11 protein-coding genes are annotated in these 14606 nt (G+C 44.1%); 5 read left to right on the forward strand and 6 right to left on the reverse strand.

Annotated features, from left to right (window positions below):
• The first annotated feature begins 35 nt into the window (after window positions 1–35).
• The 3 genes from PY479_RS01390 to PY479_RS01400 all read left to right on the forward strand — a co-directional run bounded on the left by PY479_RS01390 (window position 36) and on the right by PY479_RS01400 (window position 2278).
• Complete coding sequence (locus tag PY479_RS01390; protein ID WP_275482620.1) at window positions 36–917, forward strand: SDR family oxidoreductase; 882 nt, start codon at window positions 36–38, stop codon at window positions 915–917.
• Between the two features lie 73 nt (window positions 918–990).
• Window positions 991–1866 (forward strand): acyl-CoA thioesterase II, encoded by an 876-nt coding sequence (gene tesB / locus PY479_RS01395; protein ID WP_212595819.1) that lies wholly within the window; start codon window positions 991–993, stop codon window positions 1864–1866.
• A 4-nt stretch (window positions 1867–1870) separates the two neighbouring features.
• A complete protein-coding gene (locus PY479_RS01400) occupies window positions 1871–2278 on the forward strand; it encodes a YbaY family lipoprotein (RefSeq protein ID WP_275482621.1) in 408 nt (135 codons plus the stop codon).
• A 50-nt stretch (window positions 2279–2328) separates the two neighbouring features.
• Here PY479_RS01400 and PY479_RS01405 read toward each other — a convergent pair whose 3' ends face one another.
• The 4 genes from PY479_RS01405 to PY479_RS01420 all read right to left on the reverse strand — a co-directional run bounded on the left by PY479_RS01405 (window position 2329) and on the right by PY479_RS01420 (window position 8431).
• The gene (locus PY479_RS01405; protein WP_275482622.1) at window positions 2329–4332 is read right to left on the reverse strand and encodes a methyl-accepting chemotaxis protein; all 2004 of its coding nucleotides are present in this window, start codon (window positions 4330–4332) and stop codon (window positions 2329–2331) included.
• Between the two features lie 523 nt (window positions 4333–4855).
• Window positions 4856–5410, reverse strand: coding sequence for a chalcone isomerase family protein (locus PY479_RS01410; RefSeq protein WP_275482623.1), 555 nt, complete (start codon window positions 5408–5410; stop codon window positions 4856–4858).
• An 18-nt stretch (window positions 5411–5428) separates the two neighbouring features.
• Window positions 5429–5908: a DUF2947 domain-containing protein gene (locus PY479_RS01415; protein WP_275482624.1), complete on the reverse strand. Its 480-nt coding sequence runs from the start codon at window positions 5906–5908 to the stop codon at window positions 5429–5431.
• 60 nt (window positions 5909–5968) lie between these two features.
• A complete protein-coding gene (locus PY479_RS01420) occupies window positions 5969–8431 on the reverse strand; it encodes a 6-hydroxymethylpterin diphosphokinase MptE-like protein (protein WP_275482625.1) in 2463 nt (820 codons plus the stop codon).
• A 310-nt stretch (window positions 8432–8741) separates the two neighbouring features.
• Between PY479_RS01420 and pseB the strand changes: the two genes are divergently transcribed.
• Both pseB and pseC read left to right on the forward strand, forming a co-directional pair.
• Window positions 8742–9737 carry a UDP-N-acetylglucosamine 4,6-dehydratase (inverting) gene (gene pseB / locus PY479_RS01425; protein ID WP_275482626.1) on the forward strand — a complete coding sequence of 332 codons (996 nt, stop codon included), beginning with the start codon at window positions 8742–8744 and terminating at the stop codon, window positions 9735–9737.
• Window positions 9734–10885 carry a UDP-4-amino-4,6-dideoxy-N-acetyl-beta-L-altrosamine transaminase gene (gene pseC / locus PY479_RS01430; RefSeq protein WP_275482627.1) on the forward strand — a complete coding sequence of 384 codons (1152 nt, stop codon included), beginning with the start codon at window positions 9734–9736 and terminating at the stop codon, window positions 10883–10885. The genes pseB and pseC overlap by 4 nt, the downstream gene beginning before the upstream one ends.
• A 100-nt stretch (window positions 10886–10985) precedes the next feature.
• Here the strand turns inward: pseC and PY479_RS01435 are convergent, their stop codons facing one another.
• Both PY479_RS01435 and PY479_RS01440 read right to left on the reverse strand, forming a co-directional pair.
• Complete coding sequence (locus tag PY479_RS01435) at window positions 10986–12698, reverse strand: NTP transferase domain-containing protein (RefSeq protein ID WP_275482628.1); 1713 nt, start codon at window positions 12696–12698, stop codon at window positions 10986–10988.
• Complete coding sequence (locus tag PY479_RS01440) at window positions 12695–14602, reverse strand: glycoside hydrolase (protein WP_275482629.1); 1908 nt, start codon at window positions 14600–14602, stop codon at window positions 12695–12697. The genes PY479_RS01435 and PY479_RS01440 overlap by 4 nt, the downstream gene beginning before the upstream one ends.
• Window positions 14603–14606 lie beyond the last annotated feature (4 nt).

Here is a 14606-nt window from a genome sequence, read left to right on the forward strand (position 1 = left end):
TATCCCGGCATCAATATGCTCAGGAGATTGACATTATGCGTTTCCAGCACAGGACTGCAGTAGTTACGGGTGCCGCCTCAGGATTAGGCCGAGCATTTGCAATCGCATTGGCTCAACGCGGTACCCAGATTGCGCTTATCGACAAACAGGATTGTCGGGAAACTGCGGCGGCCATCGCCGCGTTGGGTGCCGAAGTGAAATATTGGTACTGCGACGTCACTAACGAAACTCAGGTGGAAGAGGTTTGTCATCAAGTCATACAGCAATTTGCCAAAGTGGATTTCTTGCTGTTATGTGCCGGTGTGCATAAGTCAGCTCCGTTTGAAAAAATCACCATGAATGAATGGCGGCGCCAGATAGATGTCGATCTTACCGGCAGTTTTCTTTTTTGCCGCGCATTCTGGGGCATGATGAAGCAGCAGGCTTTTGGCCGCATTTTGATGCTAACGGGGGCCAGTGGTTTGTTTGGCGATCAATTTGAGGCTGCTTATTCCAGTGCAAAAATGGCGTTAATTGGTTTGGTTAACAGCCTTAGTCTGGAAGGGCAAAGCTACAACATCTGTGTTAACAGTCTCTGTGCCCAAGTCGTGACCGGCATGACTGCCCATCATATGGCTGATGATGTGGGAGCCATGTTTTCGATTGAAGCGCCGGTTGCTGCTGCCATGTACCTGCTGGGCGATTCCGCCCCCACCGGACAGCATGTGTTAGCCGCTGCGGGCAGTGTGAGTTGTGTGCGCTTGGCGGAAACCGCTCCCGCTTATTTTACTGCCGATGATTGTACCCCTGAGCTGGTGGGTAAGACCTGGCCTAAACTCAGTAAAGCCCATCCTTTAAGCTTTGAGAAAAGCGGTGAAGAACAGATAGTCAAATGGGCGAGAAACGCCTGTCGTGAACATGGTGTGCTACTAGAATAATTCCCAAAGCTGGCGTTTAACTGCATGTCTGCGTTACTCTTTATCGTTAATGATTAAGCGTTGATGGGACACTATGAGCCAAGTATTAAATGAGCTGTTATCACTGCTGACACTGGAACCGGTAGAAATGGGCTTGTTCCGTGGTCAGAGTCAGGATTTAGGCTTCGGCCATGTTTTTGGTGGCCAAGTGATGGGGCAGGCGTTAAGCGCTGCCAGACAAACCGTTCCCCCAGAGCGTCAAGTCCATTCGTTGCATTCATATTTTCTGCGCGCCGGGGATGAAACCTTACCCATTGTTTATGATGTGGAAAATATGCGTGATGGCGGTAGCTTTAGCGCTCGCCGGGTAAAGGCGATTCAGAAGGGACGCCCCATATTTTATATGACCTGCTCGTTTCAGGAGCCTGAAACTGGGTTTGATCATCAAGCCAGTATGCCTAAGGTGCCAGGACCTGATGGGTTACTGAACCAGCAGGAACTTGCCATGACGATGCGTGACCGAGTTCCGGCAAAAATTCTTGAAAAATTTTTAGCCGATTCACCAATTGAGATGCGCATGGTCAATCCGCTAAATCCCGTTGCGCCGGCGGTTTCAGAACCGACCCGTTACGTGTGGATGAGAGCGAATGGTGAGTTGCCCGCAGAACATTGTATGCATGACTACTTGCTGGCCTACGCCTCAGATTTTAATTTCCTGGTAACAGCCGTTCAGCCGCATGGGGTGTCTTTTTTAACGCCTGGAGTGCGAATGGCTACCATTGATCATGCGATGTGGTTTCATCGACCAGTCAATATGAGTGAGTGGCTGTTGTACGCGGTGGATAGTCCAAATGCTTATGGTGGTCGCGGTTTTGTTCGTGGTCAATTCTTTAACCAACAGGGGCTGTTGGTAGCATCTGCTTCGCAGGAAGGACTTATTCGAATGACAAATCCTAAAATGGAAGGATAGAAAAATGCGGATAATGAAATCACTATTGATGGCTGCGAGTGGATTGTGGTTGGCTGGGTGCGTCACAGTAGAACCGCCTGCACCTGTTGTGGTGAATGGTGCGGCCTCTTATCGCGAGAAAATCATGTTACCGGATGGCTGTAGTATCACTATGGCGATCATTGATTTAGACACGCCAGGCGCAATCATTGCTCAAAAGACCTTTAACGTCGCCCGGGTACCGGTGCCATTTAAGTTTATCCTGCCAGCAGACTCGCTGAACAGTAAAACCAACTATGGCGTGGTGGCCATGATCATCTATCAAGGGAAAGTGATTTTTCAGACCTACGATCGTTACCCTGTGATCAATAACGGTAAGTACACTACCGAAGTGATGATGAAAGCTGTGCCCATAGCAAATTTACAACGCTAATCGATAGCACGATAAAAAAGGCGCAGTTAGCGCCTTTTTTATCGTTAATATCAAACCCGGAACACCCCGATTTGGCGTTTTAGCGCTGCGGCTACGTCTGCCAGCTCCTGCGCTGACTTCACTGTCTCATGCGCTCTGGTGTCGCCTTCTCTGGCTAATTCCGTTATCTCATGCAGGTTACGAGTCACTTCATCGGCTACGGCACTTTGTTGTTCAGTCGCACTGGCTATGCTGCTGACAGAGATAGCCAGCGAAGCGATACGCTCAGTGATGGCACTTAGCTGTTGATTGGCAGCTTCACCTTGAGTCGCTGAACTGTTACCGAGTTCATGACTCTGTGTCATACGGGAAGCGGTATCTTTTATCTTTGCTTGTAGATGCACAATGGTTTGACTGATTTCGGAGATCGATGCCTGTGTTCTGCTGGCAAGTGTGCGAACCTCATCGGCAACTACGGCGAAACCACGGCCTTGTTCGCCGGCGCGAGCCGCTTCAATGGCAGCATTCAGTGCTAAAAGGTTAGTTTGTTCAGCAATACCATTGATCACATCAGTGATGGTGTTGATGGCTTCGCTTTCTTTCGCCACGCCTTCAACCGCCTGCTGACTCAAATTGAGTTGCTGTGCCAGTGTTTTAAGGCTATCCACAACCTGCCTAAGTTGCTGGTGACCATCGCGAGAAGCACTGTCTACTTCAGCGCTCTGTTCGGCACTCTGTCCCGCATGGTTGGCAACATCACGAATCGAAGTCGACATCTCTTCAATAGCAGTGGCGATCTGATCGGTTTGACCCATCAGTGCTTTCGCTTCTTCGCCATTGAGTTTAGCAATTTCCTGTGCTTGTTCTGCCTGATAATCTACGGTCTGTACAGAGTTGAGCAGTTCTTGAATCAATTGCCGTAAGTTTTGTGTCATGTGACGCGCACTGGCGGTGATACGACTGACTTCATTATTGCTTTGACTATCTGTGGCCGGAAGGTCGACACTTAAATCGCCTTTACCTAACTCTTCCATATGTAGTTGCAGACGCCGCAGTGGCTTGACCGTGTTAAGCAATACCAATGATAAAAATGCGGTAATTGCCAAAATACCGACAAATGACGCCGCAGTATTTATCAGCAATAACGTTGTGCTTTCTTCATTCAATTCTTTGGCTTTTACCTTGCCAACCAGTAGCCACTGCCATCCTGGAATAACGTCACTCATCGCGTACATTGGTGTCCCATCAGCGCTTTGGTATTGTTGTAGGTTGTGGTCGTTGAGTAATGCTTGTAGTGGCAGTCCATCCAATTGGGCGGCTGTAGGCTTTTCTCCTTCAGGTAAGATGTTATCAGCCACAACTGACTGCTCCTGATTTAACAGACTATAGCTGCCGCTTTCTTCTATGCGCAATTGTTTAACTGCTTGTTTGATTTGGGCCAACGATTCACTGATATCAAAACCTGTGTAGAGTATGCCCACCACGGTGCCTTGTTTATCTTTAATGGCGCGATACTCAGTCATATAATCTTTACCGAATAAATTGGCATAGCCTTTATAATTTTCGCCATTGAGCAGCTTGTTGTAACCAGGGTGATTTTTCCCAAGATAGGTCCCGACTGCGCGTGTCCCATCGGCTTTTTTCAGTGAGGTAGAGATCCGCAGGAAGTCATCTCCATCTTTTACAAAGACGGTGGCATTTCCGCCGGTAAGGTTGGCAAAACGGTCCACTTTGCTGATAGATGAATTCACCAGCTCATTGTTGTGTTTCAGTGTCGGGGTCGCTTTACCCATCACGTCGGTGGTTTCACCAACGGGTTTAGAAAACTCACCGGGATACATCTCGTTGAATACACTTGCATTACGATCTGCAATTACCAATAAAGATTTGTACTGCAGTTCCAGCAGGTCATTTACGCTGTGCATTTCCTTGGCCATCGCGGAAAGCGCCTTATCTTTTAGCGCCTGCGCTGCGGTTTTGTAGGAAAAGACCCCAACGATACCAAACACCAGTACCGTGAGTATAAATGCGAGCGTCCCAATCTGTTTGGCTATTGGCCAGTTGCGAAAATTCATCTGTTTATCTCTAGTTATAAGTGGTGTTATGCCTGTTTTTCATGTCCCCATCATGCTCATTAAGAACATATTGAATGGAAAACAGGAGGTTGCTCAGGAACGGATGATCACCGTCATTATAGTCTGTATCGGCAGCCGCTTTATTTTCTTGGATCAAATTAGACGCTACTTGATGACAACCGGTCATTTTACAGACAAATGATGCTGCTAGATTGATAAATTTCTTAATATTTATATAAATAACAGTTGGTTATAATGTGGCTAAAGGCTTCGTTAAGTAGGGTGATCTTATGACAGCCACTGCGAATCGAAAATATGGACCACATTTGCATTGTTCTGCAAATCATCGCCACATGTGTTCAGAAATTTATCAGCGTTATCGCGCAGTTGGTGATGGCGCTTTTTATTGTCGGTGTTTACCTTAATGGTAAGGTTGGCGTACAGAAGTCATGTTGTAGTGAGGTGCCGGCCCTGCAATTTCACACTCGTTGTTGAGCGCTGCTGTACTGCAGGGTCTCCAACGTTATTGACCGAGCATTTCTTTTTTCAAACTTTTTTGTGCGGGCTCATCACCTAACCAGATTTTTAACAAGGCTTCTCGAAAGTCTTCACCGGCAATGGTGTCTTTGGCTACGCCGTTTTTGTATGCGGTAACCCCGTGCTGTTTATTCGTGACTAATAAAAACTCATCGCCGACTTTGATTTCATCTTCAAACAATGCTGTGAAGTGCTTTATTTCCTCGGCAATTGGCTGAGTTTTACCTTCTGTTGCATCATCGAATCCTTCTTCAATGGCGTTACGCATCTTCTCTGATGTAATCAAACCTGAAACTATTTTCAGGCTTACCACTGCGGAGTTCTCAGATAACACAGTGGTAGTGGTGGTCGCTTTCTCTGGTAAATACAAACCGCCAACATACAAATCCATAAAAAACTTGCTGCGAACTCCGGCACCATTCAATTGTAGTTGTTGGCTATCGATGGATAAGGTTTCAGGAACTTCAACCCCAGATATTTCCCTCGCAGAGGCAGATACTGACATCAATAGAAACACTAAGCTCAACGGCAACAATTTCATAAAAATCCCCATAAATAATCAGCTGCGTAATCCCAGACGATAGTTACCATCCTGGCTAAACCAAACAGCTTGCCGATGTTGGTTGCTGATTAACAGTGGACCATCGTCGCAGAAGAGAAAACACTTCCAGTGTTGTTTAAAAGTGGCCCAACTGGTTTCTATCACTTCATATTTTTCGATACAAAAATAGACCCGAGTGTCATCAGCCCACGGAATAAACTGGGCGAGGGCTTCTGGCAAATCTGGCTGTTCGCTGTCCCATTGTGATTGCCAGTTGTCAGTATGATGCCAGGTAGATTTACGGTCAGCCCAGTCCCCTTTAGTGAATTGTTCAGCGCAGCTACTTTTGTTGCTGATCCAGCAATTCCACAACTCCATGGCACTTTTGCTGGTTAATGGCAAAATATCCGCTTTTTCCTTTTCTGAAACAGGCATTTCATGGTGACTAAAAATCCACTTGCGACGGTATTCAGCAAGTGGAATGTAACTGTAAGACAAGCCATTTCTCCAGAGTCTAAAATGCTGATTATACCTAGTATTGTTGTTAATAGAAGGATGCTACTCAACTACCGGACTCAATGATTGCAATGCAACCCTGGCCGGTATGTTATCTGGCGCTAGCTCCAATACTTGAGTGTATACTGAAATAGCTGCCTGGTGTTGTGTTATGTGCACAAGAAATTCGGCTAGTTTTAATAATATCAATATATCTTTTGGATATTTCTCAATATAATCCAGATAAATATTGAGCGCTTGTTGGTTTTTTCCCTGAATTTTTAAAACCTGTGCGTAAGCAGGTTTAAATTGATCATTTTTTGATTGTAAAAGGCACAAGGTGTTCTCTGTAAGCGGTAAATTATTAGTCTTTAGTGCAAGTTGAGATATATATTTTAGTTCAATTTGTGAACGTTGATCTTCAGGCGTAGTGAGCAATGAATCCAAAGCTTCTTCTGGCTTATTTTCGATGTCTAATTTATAGGCTAGAGCTAAAGAATATAGTTGTTTATATTGCTCATTTTTATCCACTAATAAAGCTAGGTTGCGAGCTAAATAGTCTAACCCCTCGTAATGATGTTTTTGTTGAAGAAATATTATTTTACTAAAAATTTTGTAGTAAAGAGATTCGGGAGATTCTGGGGCAAGATATGTATGATGCTGTTGTTGTTGATATTCTGATAGTAATTCATTACGTAATGTAATAGGACAGCTATCATTGATCAGTTGCTCTCTGATGATAACTCTTCCTGGGGTCATATCTTTACGCCATTGTTGTGCCAATTCTGAAAATGACGTTGCTTTATCCAACTCAGATAGCCTGCTGCTAATGCGGAATAGGGTTTCGTCGAGTAATAGTCGTAAGTTGTGGGCAATAGTGTAATAGGCTTGGTAGTAACTGCTATTCATTAATAAAATTTGTTTCTCTTCCCACTCATCCACTTGGCGACTTGTTAAGAAAAAAGAAAACTCATAAAATCCATACCCTTTAATTAGGTTTGTTAGTGAAAGGTATTTTTTATTTAATTTTGATTCTGTTTTTTCTAACAGTGATGATAATTTTGCATCTAACGCTTCATGTTTTACTGCTTGTTCACATTTGATTTTTGCTTTATATGTTAAATTTTCAATTGCTGACAGTGCTTGTTGAGTGGTTTTCACTTCATTAAAACAATATTGTAGATCTTGTAAATAACTGCATTGGCTCTCTTGTTCCTTAGTTAAAGACATAACCATCGACATCACTGCCATTTTTCGGAATTGAGGCAGTAGAATATCTTCGGGAGCGCGATGAGTTACTGCCGCGATTTTTGCTGCATTCTCTGATAGATTAAAGATTTCTATCTGTTTTTTACTTAATGTTGACGCTTGCTCAGCTATTTGTTGTGCAGCTTGTAATAACTGTGATGGTGATTCAACTTTTTCTCCTTTATAGGTTTCAGTCCACTCTAAGGGTTGTCCAAGATTGGGGCCTAATGTTGCTTCGTCTGTGCCTTTTGTATGACTTAAACCTGAATGGCTATGACATAAATCCACTCCGCTCAATAAAATCTGCTTACAACCAATATATGCGGCAAGGGCTATGGCGCTGTTAGTTACAGTAGGCGCTGCAACAGGCAAATTAGGCATATTATCTTGCCAAGGAAATCTACTCCCCATATAAAGCTTAGGACCTTGCCATTGGCCAATAATAGTATTTGTAGCATGATAGGCATTTACTAATAATAACTTGTCAGAATATTGTATTACCTGACGACTTACATCGAAACTCAGATCTTTAGGATCTACGGTTACCACAAAGTCTGGATTAATGCCTGCTGCTATTAGCTTTCCCGCCACTCGTGATACGGCGATGATCAGTAAAAAGTCTTGATTTTTTTTGATCCAATTTAAGTACTCATCGAGTGATGGCCCACCACCTAGCACCACTGCCATATGATGTTTTAGCTGATTTTTTAGCAATGAAATAGGAAAACGATTTTCAGTAATATTTTGTAGTTGCTTATGAACAAATATTTTTTGCTCATTAGCCTGATTTAGTTCGAATTGTGTTTTTGTTAATAGCGCTTGGATGTTTTTATAGAGTATGCTGTATTCAATAATAGATTGATTAGCAGCTGCTAATGAGAGGTGGAACATGTAGCGTTTTTTAGCGATACAGACAGTACATCCTTCATCTTCTAAAATATCCTCTAACTGAGATTCATCACAAATCTTAATTTTTTGTTTTGTTTGTTTGTCTAATTCAATATTCAGTAGTTGTAAAACCTCTGGAAGCTCTACAAAAATAAAATAGCTGCCAGGAGTATGTTCATGTTGAAGGATATAGTTGGTTAACAGCCCTGAGTCCATGCCAATAAAAATATGCAGCATCTCTTCATATTTAAATAGATCAGAATATTTTTCATTATAAATGGTCTGTGAATCAGCCTTTTCAAATTGCCTGCCATTGATTGCTGGTAAGTAGGTTTCGCCGAAAGGACTGATACTAAACGTCGCTAATACCGCAGAAGTGATAGATTCCATGAACTTTCCTGAATATCGTCGCAATGGTCAAAAATTTGACAGAAAAAGAGCTGTTTTATAGGCAAAACCTGTAGTCAATATACGTGCCAACTATGTCTTTTGCTAATAGGTGGTATGAAGTTTGTATTTTTATTTATAATCATGATGTTATCATGTATTTTATAGCTTAGAATACCTTTAAGTTAGTTGTGAGCTGTTAGCCTAAGTAGTTTGGCGTAAAACTTGTATCATATACATATCAACAATGTGTTAATGGCGACTGTGTATCGTGTATCCATTGGTGAAAACTCATTTGGGATAGGGATAAAAAATGTTCAATAATCAAACAATCCTAATTACCGGTGGAACCGGGTCTTTCGGAAAAAAATATACAAAAACCTTGCTCGAGCGATATAAGCCAAAACGATTGATTATTTTTTCCCGTGATGAGTTAAAACAATACGAGATGCAACAAGAGTTTAATGCTCCATGTATGCGTTATTTTATCGGGGATGTCCGCGATCGTGATCGTTTAACACAGGCCATGAATGGTGTTGATTATGTCATTCACGCTGCGGCGATGAAGCAGGTCCCTGCGGCAGAATATAACCCGATGGAGTGTATTAAAACTAACATTCACGGCGCCGAGAACGTCATCGCCGCCGCCATTGCCAATCAGGTAAAAAAGGTCATCGCTTTATCAACCGATAAAGCCGCCAATCCAATTAATCTCTATGGTGCGACCAAGCTAGCATCTGACAAGCTGTTTATTGCCGCTAATAATGTCGTCGGCAGTGGTACAACTCGCTTCGCTGCCGTACGCTACGGTAACGTGGTGGGGTCGCGGGGCTCTGTCGTGCCCTTCTTTAAAAAGCTCGTTGCCGAAGGTGCTGCGTCATTGCCCATCACCCATGAAAATATGACCCGTTTTTGGATCACTCTGCAACAAGGTGTTGATTTTGTGTTGAAGAATTTTGAACGGATGCAGGGTGGTGAAATCTTCGTGCCGAAGATCCCTTCTGTGCGCATTACTGATTTGGCAGAGGCTTATGGTCCGGGGCTAACTCCGCAGATTATTGGGATACGGCCGGGGGAAAAACTGCATGAAGTGATGTGCCCGGCAGATGATTCTCATCATACGTTGGAGTTTGACGATCACTTTGTCATTACCCCGAGTATCAAGTTCTTTGGTCGCGACAATGATTTTTGTCATAACGCCCTTAATGAAATCGGCCAACAGGTTGATTTAGGATTTGAATATAACTCTGGTAGCAATCCCCATTTCCTTAATGTGGATGAGATCTTGTCAATGGAAGAACGTGCATGATCCCTTATGGAAGGCAGGCGATCAATCAAACCGACATTGATGCCGTTATCGAAGTGCTGAAATCTGATTATCTAACTCAGGGACCCCAAGTTCCCGCTTTTGAGCGAGCCGTTTGTAATTACACCGGGGTTGAATATGCGGTAGCTGTGAGTAACGCAACGGCGGCATTACATATTGCCTGTCTGGCTCTGGGGGTTGGCCCAAATGATTGCGTGTGGACATCACCTATTACGTTTCTAGCGTCTGCCAATTGTGCGCTATATTGCGGCGCTACGGTTGATTTCGTTGATGTTGACCCCGCAACTGGCAATATGAGTGCGAATTCCTTGGCTGAAAAACTGGCGGATGCTAAGCAGAAGGGGTGTTTGCCCAAAGTGATTATTCCCGTGCATCTGGCCGGTCATAGCTGCGATATGCAGCGTATTGCCGAGTTGGCCTATGCCTATGGGGTAAAGGTGATTGAGGACGCATCACATGGTATTGGTGGGAGCTACGGTGGCAGCAAATTAGGCTGTTGTCGCTATTCAGATATTACTGTTTTTAGTTTTCATCCAGTGAAGATTATCACCACGGCAGAAGGTGGTATGGCGACAACTAAGGATGCTGCACTTGCTGAAAAAATGGCACTGTTGAGGGCACACGGTGTGGTACGCGACAAAGCACTGTTAACTCGTCCCGATGAAGGCGATTGGTATTATGAGCAGCAGTTATTAGGGTTTAATTACCGTATGACAGAGCTGCAGGCAGCATTAGGTTGCTCGCAGATGCGGCGTATAGATGAGTTCGTTGACCGTCGTAATCAATTGGCTGAGCGCTATCAACAGCAGTTGCACACTCTCCCTTTAGCTATTGTTAGTCCGCTAAATGATAGTTATAGCGCGCGACATTTGTATATTGTCCGTTTGCCTTCAGAAAAACGTAAAGCTGTGTTTGATAACATGCGCCAGCTCGATATTCAGGTGCATGTGCATTATTTCCCGGTGCATTTGCAACCCTACTATCAATCATTGGGATTTAAGCTCGGCGATTATCCTAATGCGGAGCAGTTTTATAGTGAGATTTTGACTTTACCACTTTTCCCTGGACTAAAAGACGACAATATTGATTTTATTTGTAATAACCTTTCTGCTTTGTTATCAGACAACTAGTTATTACCACTTTAATGATATTTACTAATGTATAAATATTCATAGCCTGTCAGTAAATAAAGGCGATAATAACTTTATCTATGCCACAATTTAATACTTGTCATGAACCATTAAACATTGCTTGGATCTTCTTGCAGAAAATATTTACCCCATCAATGTTTGCAGTTAGTGCCGCTGCATTATCGAGTATTTGTTGTTTAGTATCAGTATCTTTGGCATTAAACACTTGCCGTAAGATTGGTGCTATATCTCGCTCATGCTCACAAATAAAACAGCATTGAAGCTGCTTTAAAAACCGTAACTCATTACTGCTGGTCAATTGTTTCGCTGGCAGTAATATGGTGAGCGCTTTAGATGCGATAGCCTCAAATAAAGATAACCCATAGCAACTGATGATGGTTGCAGACTCTGCAACTAATGTCGGTAGGTTTGCAGGATTTTGAAGTTTTTTCCAATGGGAACTTTCAGGTAATTGTGGCGCTTCCGCATAGGGTCCTTGGATCCAAATGCGCTCGATCTCGGCAGGTACGCAGGCATCGATGGTCTCGGCTAACCATGCACCATATTTGAGCGCATCACTACCGCCTGTAAGTACCAATAGTTGATTTTTCTTGGTTGCGGTTTGTGGTGTGAAAAGATAGTTCTCCCAGCCAAAACTCAAATTGGGGTGTGCAAGTTCGCAAAAAAATGAAGGTACAAATAGTAGATCGATGTGTGGCAGTAAAAAGTCACATTTGTCTATAGCAATGACTCTTTGCTGGTTTGCCTTTGCTGTGCAACAAAAATCGATCAGCTGTTGCTGTGGCACAAACGCTGGATGTAAATCGACGATCCATAGATCAGCGTTGAGTTCTTTAAGTACAGTGAGTGCTTCGGTGATATCGGTATGCCATTGTGTCAGGTTCGCTTGTAGCCACGGTAGTGCTCTGGATTCACCAATGATATGCAGTTGCACTCCGATAGAAAGCTGCTCCATCAAGGCATTTGCCAAGAGTACACTTCGACGTAAATGCCCCATACCAACATCAGCACCAACCTGGCAAAGTATTACGGCTTTACGGTACTTCACATTGGGCAATTTCTGGTGCACATGCGCATTTATTTGCCGTAACTGCGGATCAATGAGTAATTGCTGCTGAACCCAACTGAGACTGACGATCGTTGATTCGCCATGATGTTGATACCAGCGGCGATATATTTCACTCATAAAGCGGTAATCGGCATCAGTATCTACAGAAATTCTATGTTTTATTTTGCTGAAATCGGCGCAATCCTCAATTTCTAAGGCATCCAGCACTGGCGTGAGTTTATTGCCATAGCCAACATGTTCACGAGCCAAATCCGATGTGCTGATCGCCACTAATTTTTGCCAACCATGATGGCTGTATACTGCAATACCTTCATGGATGGTCTCCGTTCCTGGGGCAAGCTTGATGCTGTCCTTTTGCGGATGGGCGATAAGTTGCGTTAGCGCATGATCGATAAAGGCTGGTTCAATAAGTGGGCAGTCTCCGCAGATGTAGACAATATAATCAGCGTTATATTGTTGCACTACAGTGTCGATACGGCCTACCAGGTCATCCACATTGCCGCTATAGGCCATCACCTCTACGGCGTGGCTATGGGCCCAATCCACTAACGGCTGGTTGAATGTATCAGCGGTGGTTGCCAGTACCCTAGTATTTATCTGCTGACATTGTTGTAGTCGCTGAAAAATATGGTGGATCATCGGCTGGCCTGCCAGCGATAGTAGATGCTTCCCCGGTAGCCGACTGGAATTTAATCGAGCGCCTACTACTGCAAGAATGTTCATAAAGATTCCTCGGGCAATGAGCAAGGCTCGATCTGGAAACTGAAATCAGGCAGATAGCCACCTGCTTTCAATGTCTCGTCAGCTTCTGCTAGCGAAAACCATAAGCGGTTGAGATAAGTATCATTAATTTTTTTACAGGAAAGCATCGGCAGTGCCGCACCATTGGCGGGATCCCAAGTCAATTTAATCCCATTACTATTAACCCCAAAGCGTACTTCCCCAGTGGTTGCCCCAACAGCACAATTGGCAGAGACGATGGATGAGACCGGTGTCCCATGGTCAAAATCACTGTCGGCATGAAAGTGTTCGGCAGTATCACCCCCAAGATGGGTTTCATACCAACAGCGGCCATGGCAGTTAAGTAGGGTGATAAATCCTAATCTTATTGATGCTTCAGGCCGTAGGTGTTGCTCAAACAGAAATCCGCAGGTGACCGATTCGCCATTGAGTCGGAAATACTTAATGACCTTACCAATTTTTAAGGATAGTTCTGTGCTGATAATTAGTGCGTCTCCCTCTTGCCATAGCTGGTAGGATACCCGCTCTAGATCAGTCACTCTATCTCGATGAGTAAAGCGCTCTATCACCATGTGGTTGGTATAGAAATCTGCACCATAACTGATGTGGTCAAAAAAACCGTGGGAAAGCGTACCAACAATCGGTACAAATTGTTGTGAGTCAAATGCGAGTAATTCGACGGCCAATCCGCGGTTAGCATTGAGTTTCAGATGCACTGAATCTGTTTTTACCAATAATCGCCGCCGTTCTTCATCATAGCTGATATGCCAGTCATGGCATTGGTGGTTATAAACTTGCCATCGGGGGCACGGTTTATTCGGCGCCACCAGTGCCAGTTTTTGATAGCGGGTAGGCGTCAGATGGGTACGTAAATCACTGGCCCACAGGCGACATAAGTTACGCCAGTCTTCATCAGTTGTTATGTTATTGGCTATTAGTTGCTGGTAATCTCGGTAACAAAGACTATTGAGCAGTACATCATTACGGCCACTCAGCCCCCAACGCGTGATGTTGTATTTTGCCTGCTTTTTTACAGCGACGGGATGAGCCGCTGTTGCGAGTTTCAATTTCTCGCCGTTTTGCCATAGCGTTAAGGTTTCACTAGGTAGCAACCATTTGTGTCCTTGGCTTAGCGCCTGCTTAAACAGCATTGCGATTCGTTGCCATTCGCCGTTAATTTTTTCTGCTTCAGTGCCATAACGTCCCGGGCGATAATCAAACACTTCGGCATCACTGCCATAAACTGGGAAAACTTCAATACCGGCATTAGTAATTTTTTGCAGGTACTGTAGATAGTCTTGTAGCACTAGCTCCCCATGGACATAACGCTGAAATTTTTGAAAGCCAATAGCATGATTCCAGATCACTTTTATGCAGTGGCCCGACGCCGTTGCCAGCGTTGCAGGGCGATTAAGTGCCTGGTGATCCCAATGCTCATTATGAGAAAAAGGGTTATCCCACTCGACGATTACAGCATCAAATCCGGCATCAAGGTAGATATCCAGTAAGCTCTCTGACACCGCTTGTTCATTAATATAGGCGATAGTGGGTGTTGTACCGATGAGCGCTTGATAACCCTGCTGACCTAATCTCAGGTTATGTCGATTGACATCTGCGGGCACCAACGGTCCGATAATTTGGCTATCACCACTGGCAATAAGTTCGCAGCAGCCTTGTTTAATAAGCGTTGAGAGCTCTTCTAGCCATTGTGGGGCGACTTTTGCTATGGCTTCTAAGGTATAAACGGTTGCTTCAATGCCTATAGGGTAGCCAGATTTTGCCAGTTGCAGAATTGGCTCATAACAACAGTTCACCACATCGGCATGATTTTGCTCATCGATGGATGAAAATGCCAGATTCAGATGAAAAACAGTATAAAGTCGCATGAGT

The organism is Shewanella sp. A32 (genome assembly GCF_029167175.1).
GTDB lineage: Bacteria > Pseudomonadota > Gammaproteobacteria > Enterobacterales > Shewanellaceae > Shewanella > Shewanella yunxiaonensis.